15 protein-coding genes are annotated in these 22,255 nt (G+C 41.9%); 10 read left to right on the plus strand and 5 right to left on the minus strand.

The features are described from left to right. Window positions 1–90: 90 nt before the first annotated feature. Window positions 91–1,293, plus strand: coding sequence for a DUF4925 domain-containing protein (locus AB5935_RS17990; RefSeq protein WP_007855744.1), 1,203 nt, complete (start codon window positions 91–93; stop codon window positions 1,291–1,293). Window positions 1,294–2,149: 856 nt separating this feature from the next. On the opposite strand, the gene AB5935_RS17995 is transcribed toward AB5935_RS17990, so the two are convergent. The 5 genes from AB5935_RS17995 to AB5935_RS18015 all read right to left on the minus strand — a co-directional run bounded on the left by AB5935_RS17995 (window position 2,150) and on the right by AB5935_RS18015 (window position 8,320). Next, a complete protein-coding gene (locus AB5935_RS17995) occupies window positions 2,150–2,926 on the minus strand; it encodes a porin family protein (RefSeq protein ID WP_007831225.1) in 777 nt (258 codons plus the stop codon). 8 nt (window positions 2,927–2,934) lie between these two features. Further along, the gene (locus AB5935_RS18000; protein ID WP_007831226.1) at window positions 2,935–4,083 is read right to left on the minus strand and encodes a PCMD domain-containing protein; all 1,149 of its coding nucleotides are present in this window, start codon (window positions 4,081–4,083) and stop codon (window positions 2,935–2,937) included. Between the two features lie 155 nt (window positions 4,084–4,238). Then, window positions 4,239–5,573, minus strand: coding sequence for an NADP-specific glutamate dehydrogenase (locus AB5935_RS18005; protein ID WP_007831228.1), 1,335 nt, complete (start codon window positions 5,571–5,573; stop codon window positions 4,239–4,241). Window positions 5,574–5,728: 155 nt separating this feature from the next. Then, window positions 5,729–5,911 (minus strand): hypothetical protein, encoded by a 183-nt coding sequence (locus AB5935_RS18010; RefSeq protein WP_007831230.1) that lies wholly within the window; start codon window positions 5,909–5,911, stop codon window positions 5,729–5,731. Between the two features lie 123 nt (window positions 5,912–6,034). Next, window positions 6,035–8,320, minus strand: coding sequence for an NADP-dependent malic enzyme (locus AB5935_RS18015; protein WP_007831232.1), 2,286 nt, complete (start codon window positions 8,318–8,320; stop codon window positions 6,035–6,037). Window positions 8,321–8,769: 449 nt separating this feature from the next. On the opposite strand from AB5935_RS18015, the gene AB5935_RS18020 reads away from it, so the two are divergent. The 9 genes from AB5935_RS18020 (at window position 8,770) to AB5935_RS18060 (ending at window position 22,153) form a co-directional block, all read left to right on the plus strand. Beyond that, window positions 8,770–9,981: an efflux RND transporter periplasmic adaptor subunit gene (locus tag AB5935_RS18020; protein WP_007843393.1), complete on the plus strand. Its 1,212-nt coding sequence runs from the start codon at window positions 8,770–8,772 to the stop codon at window positions 9,979–9,981. Between the two features lie 49 nt (window positions 9,982–10,030). Beyond that, window positions 10,031–13,249: an efflux RND transporter permease subunit gene (locus AB5935_RS18025; protein ID WP_007831234.1), complete on the plus strand. Its 3,219-nt coding sequence runs from the start codon at window positions 10,031–10,033 to the stop codon at window positions 13,247–13,249. 11 nt (window positions 13,250–13,260) lie between these two features. Beyond that, window positions 13,261–14,646 carry an efflux transporter outer membrane subunit gene (locus tag AB5935_RS18030; protein WP_007843391.1) on the plus strand — a complete coding sequence of 462 codons (1,386 nt, stop codon included), beginning with the start codon at window positions 13,261–13,263 and terminating at the stop codon, window positions 14,644–14,646. Between the two features lie 23 nt (window positions 14,647–14,669). Further along, window positions 14,670–15,437: an acyl-ACP--UDP-N-acetylglucosamine O-acyltransferase gene (gene lpxA / locus AB5935_RS18035; protein WP_007843388.1), complete on the plus strand. Its 768-nt coding sequence runs from the start codon at window positions 14,670–14,672 to the stop codon at window positions 15,435–15,437. A 29-nt stretch (window positions 15,438–15,466) separates the two neighbouring features. After that, window positions 15,467–16,120 (plus strand): TetR/AcrR family transcriptional regulator, encoded by a 654-nt coding sequence (locus tag AB5935_RS18040; protein ID WP_007831237.1) that lies wholly within the window; start codon window positions 15,467–15,469, stop codon window positions 16,118–16,120. A gap of 36 nt (window positions 16,121–16,156) precedes the next feature. After that, window positions 16,157–17,482, plus strand: coding sequence for a TolC family protein (locus AB5935_RS18045; protein WP_007831238.1), 1,326 nt, complete (start codon window positions 16,157–16,159; stop codon window positions 17,480–17,482). 23 nt (window positions 17,483–17,505) lie between these two features. Beyond that, window positions 17,506–18,528 carry an efflux RND transporter periplasmic adaptor subunit gene (locus AB5935_RS18050; RefSeq protein WP_038611430.1) on the plus strand — a complete coding sequence of 341 codons (1,023 nt, stop codon included), beginning with the start codon at window positions 17,506–17,508 and terminating at the stop codon, window positions 18,526–18,528. Window positions 18,529–18,616: 88 nt separating this feature from the next. Further along, window positions 18,617–21,787: an efflux RND transporter permease subunit gene (locus AB5935_RS18055; RefSeq protein ID WP_007843384.1), complete on the plus strand. Its 3,171-nt coding sequence runs from the start codon at window positions 18,617–18,619 to the stop codon at window positions 21,785–21,787. A 72-nt stretch (window positions 21,788–21,859) separates the two neighbouring features. Continuing rightward, on the plus strand, window positions 21,860–22,153 hold the full coding sequence (locus tag AB5935_RS18060; RefSeq protein ID WP_007843382.1) for a PG0541 family transporter-associated protein: 294 nt from the start codon (window positions 21,860–21,862) through the stop codon (window positions 22,151–22,153). The last annotated feature ends 102 nt before the right edge of the window (window positions 22,154–22,255 follow it).

A 22,255-nucleotide genomic window follows, 5' to 3' on the forward strand; every position in this document is an offset into this window, starting at 1 on the left:
AAAATCCTGAGCAACTTTTTGTTGCTCAGGTACTTAAAAAGTTTAATTTATAATAGTGTTGCGGAATTAAGGTTAAAGAATAATTAGACAATGAAAAAAAATTTATTTTATTACCTGTTTACAGTGATTTGTTCGGTGACATTGTTTGCATCGTGTAGTGATGATGATGAAAAAGTGGTAAATCCTGTGCCTCAGACAACTTTTACTGGTGAAAACGGTTTGCAACTTACATATAATGGTGCGCCGATGCTGGGTAAGAAAGTTACTTTTACTCCCGATGCAACCAATGCTCAGAAGGCAACTCTACGTTTGGAAGGGGAATTTGACTTAAATGGCATCTTGGGGAAAGCAAAGAGTGCTGCAGCTCGTGAAGAGGTATCGATGCCTACTGCTCCCGGTGTGTTACCAGGAAGTCCGGTGGTTACCTTGCCGGTTGATTTGACTATCAATGGTGATCAATGTTCTTTTGCCGGTACATCAGAAACAGATTATTGTACTTTCTCTTATAAAGGTGAGGTTTCAGCCGGAGCTATGGAGCTGGCTTTGAGTGAAGTGAAATTGAAGAATGCGAAACTGGCTGGAATGACTTGGAAGTTGAAACCGTATAACCAGGAAGTAGAAGAGTCGGATCCTGTTCGTCTGGTATGGGAGTCAGAAAAAGGAATTCCTCTTTTCGGTTCTTTTGAAATACCGGTTGAGTCGGTTTTGAAAATCGCATTACGCATGCCGCTGATTGCTGTTGGAGCAGAAAATAAAGTTTCCGCTACTGATATGTTGGGAACAGTTTTGCAGGATGTCACTTTCATGGAAGACGGTAACATCGTGGCTACTTATAAAGATGCTGCTAATGGTGGTACAGAATGGACGAAGTCTCCTGTAAACTTGGCTCAATACGTAGTAGAGAATGACAATCAGATAAAGGTGTTTCTGAATCCTGCTGCTATCATCGCTGCTGTCAATAATGCAGGGAGAGCTGTTGATATTCAGACAGTTATCCAGCAGGCCATTCAAATGTTGTATCCTATGTTAGTGAATGGTGTACCTGTAGCTTTTGAACAAACAGAGGATGCTTTAAGTGTATATCTGAATACAGAATTACTGTTGCCTTTGTTGAAAACACTAGTTGTTCCTTTGCTGTCAGACGAAGAAGTGGTTGCTATGCTGGTGGAATTGATGAAAAAAGACCCTGATTTCGGTGATATGGCTGGTTTAGCTGAGCCAATGTTGAAAGCTTTTCCTGAGATCATAGAATCTACTACTAAAGTGGAGATTGGTTTGAACTTTGTTAAGTAAAGAAGAAAAGCTGAAATTATTTGTATAGTAGTAAGGCGAAGAGAGCTACCTCTCTTCGCCTTTTTTCATAGTTATTTTTATTTTTGTATTTCACCTTCGATTACCTGAGCAAAGTTTTTTTATTTTCTACTACAACTAGGATCACCTGTAAAAATATGAGAAGTGTAATGGACACACTGTTTTTCTCATATCAGAAAATGGATTTTTGTACGTATATCTGTATAGAATTATATAGACGTATGTGAAATCTTATATGTCTCAAATAAAATTCTACATCAAAGATAAGGACGTTTTTTAAAAAGATCAAGAGCTTTTAAAAAGATCAAGAGCTTTTTTAAAAACGTCTTGATCTTTTTTACTACTACTGGGACTTTGTAAGCTATCATTCTGTGGAAGTACAAAGTCTTTATGCGTATTATTGCGAGGAAAAATCCTGAAAATATCTACTTTGTATCAAGTCGAAACAACTTATAAAAAAGAATATATAGCTGAAAACAAGTAGATTACGAGAATATCTGTTTCGGAACGTAATGAGGGCATGAGAGTATAAGTGAGAGCATATATTATTACTACTTATGTATAAGTCATTTATAATTAACATATTATACATGTAGTGAGAGCATGAGGGTATAAACGTCCCCAACTTTCTAGAGAAAAAAACTGATATGTCAAGAACACTTCTAAAAGTTGCCGGAGAACAAAATGATCCTTTAAGAGTAAAAGTCTTCCCTCATGATTTTGTAAATAAACCACTACTCCTCCTTATCCTACTTCAGAAATGTGTTGTTTATCGGGAAATTGAAGTAAGATAAGGGGGAGTAGAATAACAAATCTTCAGTGGTGGAAAACTTTTGGATTAGAACGCATACCCGAATCCTACATTCAGGTAGATGGCATACATATCAAAAGTAACGGTCTTGAAATCTTTGTTGAATATATCGTTCAGGCCCCAATTCAGGTCGGCGTGTACCTTCAGGTGCTTGAACGCTTTCCAATCCACACCTGCCTGAACTCCCCATTGGAACTTGCGTAGATCGCCGGAGAAGTCGTAAGTAGCAATGGCTCCGTTGGTGAAATTTATCTTGTCTCCGGTGGGATTGGTTTCACGTAAATAGCCTTCATATACATGACCACTGAAATCTCCGTCCATCAGATAAGAAAAGTACGGACCGAGTTTCAGCGTGGTGCGTGGATTCAGTTTGTAGGCTGCTAGTACGGGGATGGTGATGTAAGAGTTCTGTACTTTGGTGCGTACTCCTCCGGTCCAGTTTCCTTTTAGGCGGTTTCCGTCATAGCCTATGATTTCCATATTGTAATTCTTCACAGTTGCTTTGGTACGCATGCCTTTATTTTCCAAACGCAGTCCAGTGATGATCCCCCATTTTTTTTTCGAGTCCAGCCACTTGGTCATGTTTCCCTCGATAGTGATAGACAGGGTTGGATTATATCCGTCTATGCTGCGTATTTCTTCGGGGAAAGGCAATGGGGCGGTACCTCCTAGGTTGACTCCCGCTTTGATTTCGTACTCCCAACCATGCAATGCTGCATTGATGATTGTTTTGTTTCTGTTTGTCTGCGCATACAGTCCGAGGCTTACCAAAGCCAGTATCAGGGTTAATGTATATTTTTTCATATCTGTTTTTATCTAAGTGGTTGTTTGCATACCAGTTCCAGGTCATCAATAAGCAGGGTGCTACCCGGTGCGCCTTGGAATACATCACCGTCCTTGCTTGCCGACAGGACAATGCTGACGTTGTATCCTCCGTTTGCCAATTTTTGAGGATCTATTGTTTTTCCATAATGCTCATAGTCGAATTCCAGTTCAAAGCGGGTCCATTCGCTTGTTTCATGCGTGTCGGTTATGACAGCAGCGGCTACCATGTTTTCATGCTCGTAATTGTTCTTTGTGATATGACCGTCCAGCATCTGCACATCTTTGGTCTTTTCGTAAAACAGGGCATAGATATTGAAAACGTCTTTTCGGTTAGTATATTCTCCGTTCTCATAGAATTTTGGTCCTGCCTTGTATTTGTAGTAGCCGACCAATTTAATGGGTTCGTAATAGAAGGTTGTTCCGAATTTGGTTGCAGACAACGCATCGCTCATGGCGGAGCCTATGTCGAAACTGCCAATGAACAGGTTACCTGCTGCAATGGGCATACCTACCAGAGTCCCCAAGCTTCCTGTCTCGCGAGTAATCAGTTGCAAGCAGTTACCTGTGCGGCCGTTTGGACTGATGCTGGTGGGGAAGTCATTCGGAGCGTAACCGCTTCCGGTTAAGGCAAATCCCTGATTGCCACTGGACCATGTCAGTGTGGAGTAGCCAGAGGCTGCTTCGTATAGCACATAATATTCATTTTTATTATAAGGTACAGTTTTTACGTTTTCAAAGTTAAAGACCGTCGGGATACTTTTGGTTTCTGGATAATGGATATTGATAGCGTAGGTGCGGTGCCAATTCTTGTCCTCAGATGTTACAGTATAGCGCACTGGGTTGGTGAAGTTCTGTGTGCTTCCGCTGGCCGGTTCGATAGATGCTCCTTCAGTCAGCTCGAAAGTGGGGGCTAGTCGGGTCAAGTCGGTGCCGTTGTTTACTTCTATGTAAATAGGGTAAGCATTCAGGCTTTTGTCGTAAGGACGGTTATAGTCAATGTCTGTACCTGTTAGCATCTCGGCAGGGAGGATGCAGCTCAAGATGTCCGCTTCCGCATTGGGGGCTTCGTCCTTGATACAGGAGGTGCAAAGGAGCAGTCCTGTTACTGTGCAGGTGAATAAGTTTTTCAGCTTCATGAATTTGTAATTTAATAGTTGTTCTTATACATAACAGATTGCAAAGGTACTGATTTTCCGTGAAAGTGTTTGCATTCAAAATAGAAAGGTGCGGAAAATTGTCTTTCCCGCACCTTGAACTGCAAATATACTTAATAATAAAGGAATGGTTTTTATTAAACAATACCTTGAGCCATCATAGCTTTGGCTACTTTCATGAATCCTGCTACATTAGCACCTTTCACATAGTTTACATAACCGTCTGCTTCAGTACCATATTGTACACAAGCTTCATGAATATTTTTCATGATACTTTTCAATTTTTCATCTACTTCTTCTTGACTCCAGCTTAGTTTGATAGAATTTTGAGTCATTTCCAATCCAGATACAGATACGCCGCCTGCATTGGCTGCTTTGCCCGGGGCATACAGGATTTTGGCTTCTTGGAATACGCGGATAGCTTCAGGGGTAGAAGGCATGTTTGCACCTTCGCTGACAGCTATGACACCATTGGCAACCAATTGTTTGGCTTCATCACCGTTCAATTCGTTCTGAGTGGCAGAGGGTAATGCGATATCTGCCTTTTCACTCCAAGGACGAGCGCCTGCTACATATTTGCAACCATATTTTTCAGCATATTCACGAATACGTCCACGGTATAAATTTTTCAGTTCCATGATGAAATCCAATTTTTCACGGTCTATTCCATCCGGATCATAGATGTAACCATCTGAGTCGGACATGGTAACTACTTTACCGCCCAACTCTATTACTTTTTCTACCGTGTATTGAGCTACGTTACCTGAACCTGAAACCAAACAAGTTTTTCCCTTCAGGTCTGTGCCTTTGGTTTTCAGCATTTCCATCAAGAAATAGATATTACCATATCCGGTTGCTTCAGGGCGAATCAGAGAACCACCGAATTCGCGACCCTTGCCGGTCAGTACACCGGAGAATTCATGAGAGAGTTTCTTGTACATGCCGAACATGAAACCTACTTCACGGCCACCTACACCGATATCACCTGCAGGTACGTCAGTCTCAGGACCGATATGACGCCATAATTCTAACATGAACGCCTGACAGAAACGCATTACTTCAGCGTTTGATTTGCCACGCGGAGAGAAGTCGGAACCTCCTTTGCCACCACCCATCGGAAGAGTAGTTAGTGAATTTTTGAATGTCTGCTCGAAGGCAAGGAATTTCAAAATTCCCAAGTTTACAGAAGAGTGAAAACGGATACCACCTTTGTAGGGACCAATGGCATTATTATGTTGTACGCGGTAACCCATGTTTGTCTGGATGTTACCTTTGTCATCCATCCATGTTACACGGAATTGATACACACGATCAGGAATACACAAACGTTCAATCAGGTTTACCTTATCGAATTCGGGATGTTTGTTGTATTCTTCTTCGATTGTACTTAGTACTTCCTCTACCGCTTGATGATATTCAGGCTCATTGGGGAATCTTCTTTTCAGATCTTCTAATACCTTAGCTGCATTCATAATCTACTTCTTTTTATAATTGTTAATTAATTCTTCTTGTTTCTTTTGATGGCGCAAAATTATAGATAAAAATTGAAATGTGCAACAAATTATAAAGAAAATGCATGTAAAAATATCAATCTGTACAAAATGTAAGCTAAAAAGCGGATAAAAGATTATTTTTCTCTTTCCTTGAGATATTTTAATAGTGGAATAAAGACTAAAGCTCCCGAAATGATAATGGATAGTATTAAAGGACCGTCAATATGTTCGCTTCCTGTTAGAATAATATAGCAAATGGTAATCCATAATAGGGCTAGGATTACGATTTGTGGGAGGGAAAGCGGTTTTCTTCTCATAGTATTGTTTTAACGAATTGAATATAATTTCACCACAAATTGCATTGATTTACACAGATAGAATTTGCTGGTACTAATAACTAATAATCTGTGTAAATCTATGCAACCTGTGGTGAATGTTATTTATTTTTCTTTCTTTTTCTTGTCAACGATAGCGTCAATAACCGCAACCGCAGTGATGTTTACGATATCGCGTACGGAAGCTTCACAATCAGTGAAATGGATAGGTTTGTTCAATCCCATTTGTATCGGGCCGATTACCTCAGTTTCACTCATAGACTGAATGAGCTGGTAGGTAGCATTGGCGGAACTTAGATTCGGGAATACTAACGTGTTTACTTCTTTACCTTTCAAACGTGTGAAGGGATATTTCTCATCACGTAATTTAGTGTTCAGTGCAAAATTGACCTGCATCTCACCATCTATAGCCAGTTCCGGATATTCTTTCTGCATGTAGTCCACCGCATCATGTACTTTAGCCGGGCTGCCTTCTGTATCTGAGCCGAAGTTGGAGTAAGACAGCATGGCCATTGTCGGAGTGTGATTAAAGAATTCTACCGTTTTCTTTGACAATTTAGCGATGTCAATCAGCGTGTCGGTGTCCGGGTGACGGTTAATCAGAGTATCGGCTACAAAGTAAGTACCTTTCTTTGAATTCAAGATATGCATTGTACCGAAATGTTTATATTCCGGTTGGATGCCGATAACTTCTTTCGCTACCTTGATCGTGTTGGAATATTTGGTATATAGTCCGGTGATGAATGCATCGGCCTCTCCCGTTTCAACCATCATCATACCAAAGTAGTTACGCTCGAACATTTTGTCGTTGGATTCCTGGAGGTTGGCTCCTTGGCGTGCGCGTTTTTCCGAGAGGATGCGAGCATAACGTTCACGACGTTCAGCTTCACGGTCATGACGAAGGTTGATGATTTCAATTCCTTCCAAGCTCAGATCCAGTTCTTTTGCCAGTTTCTCGATGCGCTCGTCATTACCTAATAGGATAGGATGGCAGATTCCTTCGGCTTTGGCTTCTACTGCAGCTTTTAACATGGTAGGATGGATACCTTCGGCAAATACTACTCGCTGTGGGGCGCGACGGGCTGTTTCGTAAAGTTGACGGGTTAATTTGCTTTCTTGTCCCATCAATTCGCGCAGCCGGGTCTTGTAGGCTTCCCAGTTGGTGATGTTTTTGCGTGCCACTCCTGATTCCATTGCTGCTTTTGCCACAGCCATGGAAACTTCGGTAATTAAACGAGGGTCAACCGGTTTCGGGATGAAATAATCAGGACCGAAAGTAAAATTATTCACATGGTAGGCTTCGTTCACTACGTCGGGAACAGGTTGTTTTGCCAAATCGGCGATAGCATGCACGGCAGCCAGCTTCATTTCTTCATTGATAGCTTTGGCCTGAGTATCCAAAGCTCCGCGGAAAATATAGGGGAAACCAATTACGTTATTGATCTGGTTAGGATAGTCTGAACGTCCGGTAGACATCAGTACATCGGGGCGGGATGCCATGGCGTCTTCGTAAGAGATTTCCGGAGTCGGATTGGCTAATGCGAATACGATAGGATGATCTGCCATGCTGCGGACCATATCCTGAGTCAACACATTACCTTTTGATAGTCCTAAAAATACATCTGCGCCTTTGATGGCTTCTTCCAATGTATGTACATCGCGACGGTCAGTAGCAAAAAATTTCTTACTTTCTGTCAAGTTAGGACGGTCACTGGTAATCACGCCTTTGCTGTCTAGCATCAAAATGTTTTCTTTCCGTGCTCCTAATGCTACGTACAGTTTTGTACAGGAAGTGGCTGAAGCTCCGGCACCATTTACTACGATTCTTACATTTTCAATTTTCTTTCCGGCAACTTCCAATGCATTTAATAAGCCGGCGGATGAAATGATAGCTGTACCGTGTTGGTCATCATGCATTACTGGGATATCCAGTTCTTCTTTCAGCCGGTTTTCTATCTCGAAACATTCGGGAGCCTTGATATCTTCCAGATTGATACCTCCGAAAGTGGGAGCGATGGCCTTTACTGCCTGAATAAATTTTTCAGGGTCTTTCTCATTCACTTCGATGTCAAAAACATCAATACCTGCATAGATTTTGAAAAGCAATCCTTTACCTTCCATGACAGGCTTTCCGCTCAATGCACCTATGTCGCCTAGTCCTAAAACGGCTGTACCATTAGAAATAACGGCTACTAAGTTGCCTTTCGCAGTATAGTCGTATGCAGTTTGTGGGTCTTTCTCTATTTCCAGACAAGGCTCAGCTACTCCGGGAGAGTAAGCCAGTGACAGGTCTGTTTGTGTGCTGTACGGTTTTGTCGGTACAACTTCAATCTTTCCGGGCTTGCCTTGCGAGTGGTATAGCAAAGCAGCTTCTTTGGTAATCTTGACCATAATCTTTTTCTTTTAATTAGATGTCGTTTTAAATTGGTGGCAAAAATACAAATAAAATTATAATTTGAAGTCTAAAGAGTGTAAAATGATGTCGAATTGATGATTTTTAAAGTATTAGTTTTGATCAGTGTGAAAATCAGATTTCATTCTTTCGTGTTTTGTAGGACAAAGATAGTGAAAAAATAGTTTCATTCATGTCCGTATTATGTATGAGTTATAGTATGGTTTACTTGTTTAGATCTGGAAACAGATTGAATATATGTGAAATATATTTTACATAATCAGTATCCTTCTATTGCGCACGTTATTTATAGTTAAAGCTAATGGGCTAAGCGAACAAATGCCGGAAAAATGACTAATTTTGCGGCAGTAAAAACTAATTGGGTTCAAAAAGTTTTCTATAAACCTCTGTTAATTCGATAAATAAGTAAAGTTCAATAATATTAGTTATGAAGATGACAGTAAATAGTATGAAATGTTTTTCATGGAGCCGCCTCGCGATATTTACGGCGGCAATGGCCGTTTTAAGCAGTTGTGGAGGCGGTCAGAGCGGTATGAAGTTGGGTGATGACGAGTTTACCGTCGTGGCTGTACAGTCTACAGCCAGCCAGCAGTCTACTTCTTATCCCGCTACCATCAAAGGTGTTCAGGATATCGAGGTGCGTCCTCAGGTTTCCGGCTTTATCGTAAAGCTTTGTGTAGACGAAGGTGCAACGGTAAAGAAAGGTCAGGCACTCTTTCAGATCGATCCTACACAGTATGCGGCTGCCGAACGTCAGGCAAAAGCTGCTGTAGAGATGGCAAAATCGAATGTCAATACGCTGACTTTGAACGAACAACAGAAGAAAAATTTGTATGATAAGAAAATTATCAGTGATTTTGAGTATCAAAGCGCAGTAGACCAATTGCTTTCTGCAAAAGCCAGTTTGGCACAAGCTGAGGCTCAGTTGACCAGCGCTCGTCAGAATTTAGGTTTCTGTACAGTGACCAGTCCTTCAGATGGTGTGGTGGGTACATTCCCGTATCGTATTGGTAGTTTGGTGAGTCCTTCGGTTACACAACCGTTAACTACCGTGAGTGAAATCGGTGAAATGTATGTGTATTTCTCTATGACTGAAAAGCAGTTGTTGGGTTTAACAAGAGCCGGTGGCACACTGAAAGAACAACTGGAGAAGATGCCGGCTGTGAAATTGGAGTTGGCTGACGGTACGATGTATACTGAAGAAGGTAAGATTGACGCTGTAAGTGGTGTTATTGATCAGACTACCGGTTCGGTAAGTATGCGTGCCGTTTTCCCGAACAAACAGCTTGTATTGCGTAGTGGTGGTATGGCTAATGTAATTTTCCCTTATACTATGGAGGATATTATTTTGATTCCTCAGTCGGCTACACAGGAAATTCAGGACAAAAAGTTTGTTTATGTGCTTCAGTCGGATAATACATTGAAGCATACTGAGATCAAGGTATCGAATTTGAGTGACGGTAAGAATTATATTGTTACCAGTGGTTTGAAGCCCGGCGATAAAATTGTAGTTGAAGGTGTACAAACGTTGAAGGACGGACAAACAATTACTCCGATTACTCCGGAACAGAAAGAGGCGAAATATCAACAACACCTGAAAGATCAGAAGGAAGGAAATATTGCCACGGCCTTTAAATAATCAAAAATAAACAGATTAACTTCGTTTATATAAATAAGGTATATAGAGAATGAAACTAGATAGATTTATTAACCGTCCGGTGCTATCAACGGTAATCTCCGTCTTGATAGTTATTCTGGGTATCATCGGACTTGCTACATTGCCGGTTACGCAATATCCGGATATTGCACCTCCTACGGTGCAGGTACGTGCCACCTATACCGGTGCGAACTCCACAGCTGTATTGAATTCGGTCATTGCTCCGTTGGAAGACCAGATAAACGGCGTGGAGAACATGATGTATATCCAGTCATCAGCATCCAATAACGGTGCTGCCGATATTAACGTTTACTTTAATCAGGGAACAGATCCGGATATGGCGGCTGTTAATGTGCAGAACCGTGTTTCTATGGCACAAGGATTGTTGCCTGCTGAAGTAACCAAAGTGGGTGTGACTACTCAGAAACGCCAGAACTCCATGTTGATGGTCTTTTCATTGTATGATGAAACCGACTCGTATAATATCGAGTTCATTGAAAACTATGCTAATATTAACTTGATTCCTGAAATCAAGCGTGTAAAGGGGGTAGGTGACGCTAATGTGTTGGGACAGGATTATTCTATGCGTATCTGGTTGAAACCGGATGTGATGGCACAGTACAAACTGGTTCCTACTGATGTTTCGGCAGCATTGGCCGAACAGAATATTGAGGCGGCTCCGGGACAGTTCGGTGAACGTGGTGATCAGACTTTCCAATATACGATCCGTTATAAAGGACGTTTGCAGCAAACAAATGAATTTGAAGATATTGTTATCAAGGCCTTGCCGGATGGTAATGTACTTCGTTTGGGAGATGTAGCCGATATAGAATTAGGGCGTCTGGCTTATACATTCAATAATACGGTAAATGGCCACAAGGCTGTATCTTGTATCGTTTATCAGATGGCAGGTACTAATGCTACCGAAACTATTTCTAATTTGGAGGAAGTGCTTGCAAAGGCACAGGAATCACTGCCGACAGGTTTGAATATCAATATTGCCCAAAATGCCAATGACTTCTTGTTCGCTTCTATCCATGAGGTAATTAAGACATTGATTGAAGCATTTATTTTGGTGTTTATTGTGGTATATATCTTCTTGCAGGATATGCGTTCAACACTGATTCCGGCTATTGCCATTCCGGTGGCGCTGGTGGCTACTTTCTTTGTGCTGAAACTGATTGGTTTCAGTGTGAACCTGCTGACTCTTTCGGCGATGGTGCTTGCCATTGCGATTGTGGTCGATGATGCCATTGTCGTCGTCGAGGGGGTTCATGCCAAGTTGGATCAGGGATATAAGTCTTCCCGTGAGGCTTCTATTGATGCCATGAGCGAATTGGGTGGCGCTATCGTTTCTATTACATTAGTCATGATGTCTGTGTTCATTCCGGTAAGTTTCATGGGAGGTACCGCTGGTACGTTTTATCGTCAGTTTGGTATCACTATGGCTATCGCTATAGGTTTCTCTGCTTTAAATGCGTTGACTTTGTCACCAGCATTGTGCGCTATTTTCTTGAAACCGCATGATGAAGGACATGGAACAAAGAAGATGACTCGTGTGGAACGATTCCATACAGCCTTTAATGCGGCTTATGATTCTATATTGAAGAAGTATAAGAAGCATGTAGTGTTCTTTATCCATAAGAAATGGTTGTCATTCGGGTTGGTTACCGCTTCTATCATTTTGTTGGTATTCTTTATGAAGGTTACTCCGACGGGCATGGTGCCTAATGAAGATACCGGTACCATTATGGGTGCAGTGACACTGCCTCCTGGTACTTCACAGGAACGTGCAATGGAAATCTTAAACCGTGTAGACAGCTTGGTGGCTGCCGAACCGGCTGTAGATTCCCGCACGGTGATTTCCGGTTTCGGTTTTATTGGTGGTCAGGGTCCTTCTTACGGTTCTATCATTATTAAACTGAAAGATTGGGAAGAACGTTCCATGATGCAGAATTCGGATATTGTGGTAGGTACGTTGTTTATGCGTGCACAGAAGATCATCAAGGATGCGCAGGTATTGTTCTTTGCTCCTCCTATGATTCCGGGTTATTCGGCATCCAGTGATATCGAGTTGAATATGCAGGATAAGACCGGTGGAGACTTGAATCATTTTTATGACGTCGTTTTGGACTATATGGATGCGTTGAAGGCACGTCCCGAAATTAATTCGGCTCAGACTACCTTCAACCCGAACTTCCCCCAATATATGTTGGATATTGATGCTGCTGCTTGTAAAAAGGCAGGTATCAGCCCCAGTGATATTCTAACTACCATGCAGGGATATTTCGGTGGTTTGTATGCTTCTAACTTCAACCGTTTCGGTAAGATGTATCGTGTTATGATTCAGGCGGAACCCGAAGCAACTAAGAATCTGGAATCTTTGAATAGTATCAAGATACGTAATGGGAATGAGATGGCTCCTATTTCCCAGTTCGTTTCTGTCAAGAAAGTATATGGACCGGATGTTATCAGCCGTTTCAATCTTTATACTTCTATCAAAGTGATGGTGGCTCCTGCCAGTGGCTATACTTCCGGACAGGCTTTGCAGGCTATTGCGGAAGTTGCCAAAGAGAATTTGCCTACCGGTTATGGTTATGAGTTGGGAGGTATGGCTCGTGAAGAGGCATCTACCAGTGGCAGTTCCACAGGTATCATCTTCATTCTGTGTTTTGTATTCGTTTACTTGTTGCTAAGTGCACAGTATGAAAGTTACATTCTGCCCTTGTCCGTATTGCTTTCAGTACCGTTCGGTCTGTTGGGTAGCTTCCTGTTTGTAAACGGATTTGCAGCATTGGGAAATATTCCGGCTTTGAAGATGATTTTAGGAACCATGTCAAATGATATTTATATGCAGATTGCATTGATCATGTTGATGGGGTTGTTGGCGAAGAATGCCATTCTTATTGTAGAGTTTGCTTTGGATCGCCGTAAGCAGGGAATGAGTATTTCCTGGGCTGCGGTCTTGGGTGCGGCGGCCCGTTTGCGACCGATCTTAATGACCTCATTGGCCATGATTGTAGGTTTGATTCCGTTGATGTTGGCTATGGGAGTTGGTGCTCATGGTAACCGTACTTTGGGAGCTTCGGCTATTGGTGGTATGTTGATTGGTATGATTTTCCAGATCTTTATCGTACCCGTATTGTTTGTGGTATTCCAATGGTTACAAGAGAAATTCAAACCGATTGAGTGGGAAAGTGTGGACAATACAGAGGTTGAACCCGAAATTGAACAATACACCCGTAAATGAACAGAAGAACAATGAAAAAGATAATAGGATTATGTTGCGCGACGTTTTTATTAAGCGGTTGCCACATCTATAAATCATACGATCGCCCCGAGTCGATAGATGCCACAGGCATCTATCGTGACCCGGTTGCCGCCAACGATACATTGGCTGCTAACGATACAACCAATATGGGTAACTTGTCATGGAAGGAAATTTTCCGTGATCCGAAATTGCAGATGCTGATTGAAGAGGGATTGGCAAACAATGTAGATATGCAGGCTGCTATCCTGCGTGTGAAGGAGGCGAAGGCGTTATTGACATCAGCTCGCTTGTCTTATCTCCCTTCTTTGGCCCTTGCCCCACAAGGTTCGTTGACTAGTGTGGACAAAAGTACTCCTGTAAAGAACTATACTTTACCTGCTTCTGCAAGTTGGGAAGTTGATTTGTTCGGCAAATTGCTGAATGCCCATCGTGGCCAGAAAGCATCTTATTTGCAAAGTAAGGCCTATCAGCAGGCAGTGCGTTCACAGTTGATTGGTGGTATAGCCAATGCTTATTATTCTTTATTGATGCTCGACCGTCAAGTCAGTGTGACCGAGCAGAATGTGGCGTTAATGAAAGAAACAGTGCGCACTATGGAAGCAATGAAGGAAGCCGGTATGACTACCGAAGCTGCTGTGGCACAGAGCAAGGGGACTTATCATCAGACGGAGGCTTCATTGGCTGACTTGAAACGTCAGGTGCGCGAAACTGAGAATTCTATTTCCGTATTGTTGGCAAAGGCTCCCCAGAATATAGATCGTGGAACATTAGAAGAACAAGTGATGCCTGCAGATTTGGCTGTGGGAGTTCCTTTACAGTTGCTTGAGAACCGTCCCGATGTAAAAGCGGCAGAATTGGCATTAGCTAGCGCTTATTATACTACCAATCAGGCGCGTTCCGCTTTTTATCCCAGTGTCAATATTACAGGTACTTTGGGATGGACTAATGGTTCCAATGGTACAGTGATTTCTAATCCTGCCGTTATGCTTTGGAATGCTATCGGCTCATTGACTCAGCCCATTTTCCAGCGTGGAAAATTGATAGCCAATTTAAAAGTATCGAAAGCGGAAGAACAGATTGCCAAGATGAATTATCAGCAGACTATTCTGGAAGCTGGTAAGGAAGTAAGTGATGCTTTGTTCCTGTATGATACGGCAGACAAAAAGTTGAGTGAGCACCAGGCACAGGTTTCCGAAATGCAAAAAGCGGTGGAGATGAACAATGATTTGTTTCAGGCGGGAAAGGCCACTTATCTGGAAATCATTACTGCACAACAGTCATTGCTGAGTGCACAGTTGAACGAAGTATCCGATACTTTCCAGCGTATGCAGGCTGTTATCAATCTGTACAGCGCATTGGGCGGTGGACGTGAATAATTAACCTTAAAAATAATATGAATATGATTAGTCCGTTAGCTTATGTAGACCCGTCAGCAAAAATCGGGAAAAACGTAACTATTCACCCGTTTGCCTACATTGATAAGAATGTGGAGATAGGTGATGATAATGTAATCATGCCCAACGCCAGCATTATGAGCGGCGCACGCATCGGTAACGGAAATACCATTTATAACGGAGCTGTAATTGCTGCTACTCCGCAAGATTTTAAATATACGGGTGATGATACCATCGCCCGTATAGGTAATAATAATACAATCCGTGAGAATGCGGTAATTATTCGCGCTACTTTCGCCGGAGATGAGACTGTGGTAGGAAGCGGTAACTTTATTATGCAGGGAGCACGTATCTCACATGATGTGACCATCGGTAACAACTGTATTATTGGTAACGGTTCGCAGGTGTCAGGTTGTTGTGTAGTCGAGGATTATGCTATTCTTACTTCCAATGTATTGATGCAGGGAAAGACTCGCTTGGGGGCTTATGCTGCCGTACAGGGTGGGTGTCGTTTTACCAAGGATATTCCTCCTTATTGTGTAGCTGCCCATGAGCCTACGGCTTTTTATAGCATCAATACCACCGTGTTGCAACATGAAGGTTTCTCGGAAACGGTTATTAAACATATAGCGCATGCTTTCCGTATATTGTATAAAGTGAATACATCTACAGAGGATGCATTGCGTCGTATTGAAGAACAGGTTCCGTTTAGTCCTGAAATTGCACATTTGATAGAGTTTGTCAGAAATTCTAAGTTGGGTATTATAAAATAAGTGTATCTTTGTTTCCCTTTATGTTAAGAATGAACAGCGTCAGGAAAAAAAGAACGGATAAAACGGTAGTGAAGGAACACATTGTTTTGGCGGCAGCGAAAGCATTTGCACAGAAAGGTGTCAAAACAGTGAGAATGGATGATATTGCTACCGGATTATCTATATCTAAACGCACGCTTTATGAATTGTTCCATGACAAAGAGGATTTATTACTTGATGTTATGAAACTACATCGGGAGGAGATGCAGGAATATATGACTCAAGTGGCTTCCAAAGCAGAAAATGTTTTGGAAGTCCTCTTGAAGTTTTTTCAAAGAAGTGCTCAGGATTTTCAGAATACAAACAGGAAATTCTTTGAAGATATTGAGAAATATCCCAAGGTAATGCGTTACATTGATGAAAGCCGGAAGGAGAATTTAGATTCGGCTATGGAATTTTATCGCAAAGGAGTGGAACAAGGCATTTTTAGAAATGATGTAAATTATAATATTGTACGCGCCATGGTATGTGAGCAGATGGACTTGTTATTGCATTCGGAAATATGCAAGTCCTATTCGCTTGGTGAAATTTATGAAACAGTTGTATTTATGCATATGCGTGGCATTTCCACTGAAAAGGGGTTGAAGATTGTGGATGATTTTTTATTGAATTTAAAAGGAAACGAACATAATAAGTATGGTTAGAAACTAAATAAGTCACTAAATAAAGAGTAATAGTTAATGAAATTTTATTGCAAACCTACGTTAACCTTGTTTTTGCTGCTTTATGTAGCAATACAAAGTGCACAAGCACAAGACACATTGAGGATTACCTTACAGGACGCAGTCCGGATAGCATTGAGCGACAATCCCACCATTAAAGTCGCCGGTCAGGAAATCCTGTTAAAGAAAGAAGCCCGCCGGGAAGCTTATGCCGGTCTTTTCCCAGAAGCCAGTTTGGTGGGCAGTTATTCACGAGCCATAAAAAAGCAGTCATTTGCCATGATGGGAGAGGTGATTGAAGTCGGTACAGATAATACTTATAGTGGTGGTCTGTCTGTCAGTCTGCCTGTCTTTGCTCCGGCTCTTTACAAAAGTATAAGTTTGACAAGTACGGATGTGAACTTGGCTGTAGAGAAATCACGTGCTTCACGTCTGGATATGGTAAATCAAGTAACCAAAGCCTTTTTTCAGTTGCTTTTGGCACAAGACAGTTATGAAGTGCTGCTTAAAAGTTATAAGCAGAGTGAAGATAATTATAATGTGGTGAAAGCTAAATATGAACAGGGAACTGTCAGTGAATATGATAAGATTAGTGCGGATGTGCAGATGCGCAGCTTGAAACCTACCGTGGTGTCTGCCCGTAACGGAGTGAATTTGGCAAATCTGCAGTTGAAGGTCTTGATGGGAATGGAGTCTGATGTAAAGGTAGCGGTTGAAGGCAACCTGAAGGATTACGAAATGTCTATGTTTACTCGTCAGGCAATGCCTCGCCCAGACAATTTGATAAATAACAGTACGTTGAAACAATTGGAACTGAATGCATTGCAATTAAAGCAGACGCTGAAGTTGCAGTATACCAATTTTATGCCGACCCTTTCTGCTAGTTTCCAATATATGTATACTTCAATGAATGATAATTTCAAGTTCAAGGAATACGATTGGAGGCCCTATTCTACTATCGGTCTGAATCTAAGTATTCCTTTATTCAAAGGAAGTAATTTTACTCAATTGAAACAGACCCGTATCCAGATGAAGCAACTGGAAGAGAACCGTATCAATACAGAGCGGCAGCTCACTATGCAAGCTACCAGTTACTTGGATAATATGGCTGCTAGTACGGAACAGGTGGTAAGTAATAAAGAAGCTGTATTTCAGGCGGAGAAGGGGCGTACTATTGCCGAAAAAAGATATGAGGTAGGAAAAGGAACTATCTTGGAATTGAATAGTTCGGAAGTAGCTTTAACGGAGGCCCAACTGACTTATAACCAGTCCATCTATGACTATCTGGTAGCTAAAGCTGATTTGGACTTAGTCTTAGGCATTGATGAAGTAACGGAACAATAACACATTAACATAAAGATAACAGTATGAGAAAATATTTTCAATTCGCAGCTTTGCTGGTGGTAACTATGCTGAGTGCATGTTCAGGTGGAACGGAGAGTAAGGAAGCTGCTGATACCGCTATGGAGGACAAACCGGTAGTGCGGCTTGCTTCCGTAACTTCCCGCGATGTAGATCAGATAGAGGAATATACTGCCACTGTTGAAGCGGAAGCGAAAAATAATATAGCTCCGACCTCTCCCGGGCGTATAGACCGTATTTTTGTTGAAGTGGGAGATCATGTATCCAAGGGACAGAAATTAGTACAGATGGATGCGGCAAATCTGAAACAAATGAAATTGCAGTTAGAAAATGAAGAAACGGAATTCAGACGTATGGATGAACTGTACAAAGTGGGTGGAGCTTCCAAATCTGAATGGGATGCAGCGAAAACAACTTTAGATGTACGTCGTACTTCCTATAATAATTTGTTGGAGAATACGCAGTTATTAAGTCCTATTAATGGAGTGGTTACAGCGCGTAATTTTGATAACGGTGACTTATATTCTTCCGCCTCCACTCCTGTGTTGGTCATAGAACAGATCACTCCGGTTAAACTGTTGATTAATGTATCCGAACCTTATTTCCCGAAAGTAACTAAAGGTATGACCGTAAAGGTGAAATTTGATGTGTATGGTGATGAGGAATTCGAAGGAAAAGTTAGTTTGGTTTATCCTACTATTGATGCTACTACTCATACTTTTCCTGTAGAGGTAAAATTGGCTAATACCCATCAGCGTATACGTCCGGGAATGTTTGGCCGTGTGACTGTGAGTTTTGGTACATTGCAGCATGTGGTAGTTCCTGATCAGGCTATTGTGAAACGTGCCGGTTCGGGCGATCGTTATGTATATGTCTACAAAGACGGTAAGGTTTCCTATAATAAAGTAGAATTGGGACGTCGGATGGGAACCGAATATGAATTGATTTCCGGGGTGGAGGATAATTCGCAGGTGGTGGTCGCCGGTCAGACCCGTTTGGCCGATGGTGTGGAAGTGGCAGTAAATTAAAAATTGAGAGTTAGTTGATAATACTCTATATTTATTTACCTATATATGATTTTTTAGTTCTTAATTTTCAATTTTTAATTTAACAAACATGAGTCTATACGAAGGAGCGGTTAAAAAACCGATTATGACCTCGCTATGCTTTTTGGCCGTAGCAATCTTTGGTCTGTTCTCATTGTCGAAACTTCCGGTAGACTTGTATCCAGATATTGATACCAATACCATTATGGTTATGACATCTTATCAGGGTGCCAGTGCTTCCGATATAGAGAACAACGTAACCCGTCCGTTGGAAAATACGTTGAACTCGGTTAGTAATTTGAAACATATTACATCCAAGTCTTCAGAAAATATATCAGTTATCACTTTGGAATTCGAATATGGCTATGATATTGATGTGTTGACTAATGATGTGCGTGATAAATTGGATATGGTGAGTTCACAACTTCCCGATGAAGTCAATACTCCGATTATCTTTAAGTTCAGTACGGATATGATTCCTATCCTGCTGTTGTCCGTTCAGGCAGAAGAAAGTCAGCCGGCTCTATATAAGATATTGGATGATAATGTAGTAAATCCATTGGCTCGTGTTCCCGGCGTGGGAACGGTGTCCATTGCCGGTGCGCCAAAACGTGAGGTGAATATTTATTGTGATCCCAACAAACTGGAAGCGTATGATTTGACGATTGAGACCATCAGCTCCATTGTCGGGGCTGAAAATAAGAATACTCCGGGCGGAACTTTCGATGTGGGCAGTAATACCTATTCCTTGCGTGTGGAAGGGGAATTCAAGGACCCGAAAGAAATGGAGAATATCGTAGTGGGTACACGCAATGGTGCTTCGGTGTATTTGCGTGACGTGGCAACGGTAGTCGATTCTGTAGAAGAACGTGCTCAGGAAACCTATAATAACGGGGTGCAAGGAGCTATGATTGTTGTACAGAAACAATCGGGTGCAAACTCTGTGAACATTTCCCAGAAAGTAATGGACCAGTTGCCTAAGTTGCAGAAGTCACTACCCAGTGACGTGAAACTGGGGGTTATTGTGAATACTTCAGATAATATTTTGAATACCATCGACAGTTTGACGGAAACTATTATGTATGCCATTCTGTTTGTGGTTTTGGTGGTATTTGTTTTCTTAGGTCGTTGGCGTGCTACAGTGATTATCTGTATCACTATCCCCATGTCATTGATTGCCTCTTTTATTTATTTGGCCATCACGGATGGGGGATCGCTGAATATTATTTCTTTGTCGTGCCTTTCTATTGCGATTGGTAATGTGGTGGATGATGCTATTGTTGTTTTGGAAAACGTGACGACCCATATCGAGCGTGGCTCCGAGCCGAAACAGGCGGCTATCCATGGAACAAATGAGGTGGCAATTTCTGTTATCGCATCCACATTGACTATGATTGCGGTATTCTTCCCGTTGACGATGGTCAGTGGTATGTCGGGAGTTTTGTTCCGTCAGTTGGGCTGGATGATGTGTGTTATTATGACTATTTCTACTATCTCGGCGCTGTCATTTACTCCGATGATGTGTGCGCAGATGCTTCGCTTGCAAAAAAAACAAAGCAAGTGTTTTGTCACATTCTACAAACCAATAGAACGTGCGTTGGACGGGTTGGATAACTGGTATCAGAAACGTTTGAACTGGGCTGTTCGTCACCGCAGGACTATTATTGCCGGTTGTTTCGGGTTCTTTCTGCTGAGCCTGATTTGTGCGAAAGGAATTGGTACAGAGTTTTTTCCGTCACAAGACAACAGTCGTATTTCTGTTCAATTACAATTGCCTATCGGAGCTCGCGTAGAACGTGCCCAGGCATTGGCTCAGGAATTGACCGAAAAGTGGCTGAAGAAATATGAAGGGGTGATGCGTATCTGTAACTATACTGTGGGACAGGCTGATGCAGATAATACTTGGGCTTCTATTCAGGATAATGGTAGCCATATCATTTCATTCAATATCAACCTTTATAATCCCGATCAACGTTCTGTTACGTTGGCAGAAGTCTGCGATGGTATGCGTGAGGATCTGAAAGCCTATCCCGAATTGGATAAAGCTCAGGTTATCCTGGGTGGTAGCAGTGGAGGCATGGGTGGACAGGCCACTGCCGATTTTGAAATCTATGGATATGATTTTACAGAGACAGATAAAGCTGCAGCTGAATTGAAAGAAGCTTTATTGAAAGTGAACGGTGTATCTGAGGTGAATATCAGCCGTCAGGATTATCAGCCGGAATATCAAGTGGATTTTGATCGTGAAAAATTGGCTTTACATGGTTTGAATCTTTCTACAGCAGCTTTGTATCTGCGTAACCGTGTTAATGGTGCTTTATCTTCTTACTATCGGGAAGATGGTGACGAATATGATATCAAGGTGCGTTATGCTCCCCAGTTCCGTACCAGTATTGAAAGTTTGGAGAATATTCTGATTTATACTAATGAAGGTAAAGCGATTCGGGTGAAAGATATCGGTACGGTGGTGGAGCGTTCCGCTCCTCCTACTATTGAACGTAAAGACCGTGAACGTATTGTAACAGTTTCCGCTGTGATTTCAGGTGCGCCTTTAGGTAGTGTGGTGGTGGCAGGTGAGTCTATTATTGATAAGATGGATTTACCTAGCGGTATCAGTATCCAGGTGGCGGGTTCTTATGAGGATCAGCAGGATTCATTCAGCGATCTGGGAACTTTGGCTGTTTTGATTATTATATTGGTATTTATTGTAATGGCTGCCCAGTTTGAGTCTCTGACCTATCCGTTTATCATTATGTTCTCTATTCCGTTTGCATTCAGTGGGGTATTGATGGCATTGTATGGAACGGGGACTACATTGAATGTCATGAGTTTGTTGGGAGGTATCATGTTGATTGGTATCGTAGTGAAGAATGGTATCGTGCTTATTGATTACATTACCTTATGTCGTGAGCGGGGCATGTCTGTTATTCATTCGGTCGTTGTTTCGGGCCGTAGTCGTTTACGTCCGGTTTTAATGACCACTTTAACCACTATTCTAGGCATGGTGCCGATGGCGATAGGAGGAGGGGAAGGTTCTGAAATGTGGCAGCCTTTAGGGGTGTCCGTAATCGGTGGTTTGACTGTATCTACCGTGCTCACCTTGATTTTGGTTCCGGTGCTCTACTGTTCATTTGCCGGTACAGGTATCAAGCGTAACCGTAAGAAGATGAAAGCTGCCCGTGAGCTGAATGACTATTATCAAGCGCATAAGACAGAGATGACTAAAGGTAAAAAAGAATAATTAATATATTTGTTATCCGAATCGAAATGAATAGGGGACCGGATGACAGAACTTAAAATAAAAAATGGAATAATGAAATCTGTTTTCATCACTTTCGACCAAGCTTTTTACGAACGTATTCTGGCATTGTTGGATCGCCAGAATTGTCGTGGATTCAGTTATTGGCAGCAGTTGCAGGGGCGCGGCTCTGTAAAAGGAGAACCGCATTATGGCAGTCACGCGTGGCCCAGTATGTGCTCGGCTATTATGACAGTGGTAGATGACACCAAAGTGGATCCGTTATTGGACGCCTTGCATAAAATGGATAAGGAAACCGAACAATTGGGATTACGTGCTTTTGTGTGGAACATAGAAAAGACGATTTGAATCTGTCTTTTCATTATTAAAGAAAAAGACTGTTGCCCTCTTTCTGGCGCAGTCTTTTTTCTTTTTTTAGCCTCTATCATGAAGTACTCCGTCTAAAAAATC

The organism is Phocaeicola sp. RTP21198st1_B8_RTP21198_201120 (assembly GCF_040929485.1).
GTDB classification, from domain to species: Bacteria; Bacteroidota; Bacteroidia; order Bacteroidales; family Bacteroidaceae; genus Phocaeicola; species Phocaeicola dorei.

What these genes read in the sequence shown, in the direction of transcription:
- AB5935_RS18045 (WP_007831238.1), top strand. Translation starts at nt 16,157, where the DNA reads ATGAAATTTTATTGCAAACCTACGTTAACCTTGTTTTTGCTGCTTTAT.
- AB5935_RS18050 (WP_038611430.1), top strand. Translation starts at nt 17,506, where the DNA reads ATGAGAAAATATTTTCAATTCGCAGCTTTGCTGGTGGTAACTATGCTG.
- AB5935_RS18030 (WP_007843391.1), top strand. Translation starts at nt 13,261, where the DNA reads ATGAAAAAGATAATAGGATTATGTTGCGCGACGTTTTTATTAAGCGGT.
- AB5935_RS18000 (WP_007831226.1), bottom strand. Translation starts at nt 4,083, where the DNA reads ATGAAGCTGAAAAACTTATTCACCTGCACAGTAACAGGACTGCTCCTT.
- AB5935_RS17990 (WP_007855744.1), top strand. Translation starts at nt 91, where the DNA reads ATGAAAAAAAATTTATTTTATTACCTGTTTACAGTGATTTGTTCGGTG.
- AB5935_RS17995 (WP_007831225.1), bottom strand. Translation starts at nt 2,926, where the DNA reads ATGAAAAAATATACATTAACCCTGATACTGGCTTTGGTAAGCCTCGGA.
- AB5935_RS18015 (WP_007831232.1), bottom strand. Translation starts at nt 8,320, where the DNA reads ATGGTCAAGATTACCAAAGAAGCTGCTTTGCTATACCACTCGCAAGGC.
- AB5935_RS18055 (WP_007843384.1), top strand. Translation starts at nt 18,617, where the DNA reads ATGAGTCTATACGAAGGAGCGGTTAAAAAACCGATTATGACCTCGCTA.
- AB5935_RS18025 (WP_007831234.1), top strand. Translation starts at nt 10,031, where the DNA reads ATGAAACTAGATAGATTTATTAACCGTCCGGTGCTATCAACGGTAATC.
- AB5935_RS18005 (WP_007831228.1), bottom strand. Translation starts at nt 5,573, where the DNA reads ATGAATGCAGCTAAGGTATTAGAAGATCTGAAAAGAAGATTCCCCAAT.
- AB5935_RS18020 (WP_007843393.1), top strand. Translation starts at nt 8,770, where the DNA reads ATGAAGATGACAGTAAATAGTATGAAATGTTTTTCATGGAGCCGCCTC.
- lpxA (WP_007843388.1), top strand. Translation starts at nt 14,670, where the DNA reads ATGATTAGTCCGTTAGCTTATGTAGACCCGTCAGCAAAAATCGGGAAA.
- AB5935_RS18010 (WP_007831230.1), bottom strand. Translation starts at nt 5,911, where the DNA reads ATGAGAAGAAAACCGCTTTCCCTCCCACAAATCGTAATCCTAGCCCTA.
- AB5935_RS18060 (WP_007843382.1), top strand. Translation starts at nt 21,860, where the DNA reads ATGAAATCTGTTTTCATCACTTTCGACCAAGCTTTTTACGAACGTATT.
- AB5935_RS18040 (WP_007831237.1), top strand. Translation starts at nt 15,467, where the DNA reads ATGAACAGCGTCAGGAAAAAAAGAACGGATAAAACGGTAGTGAAGGAA.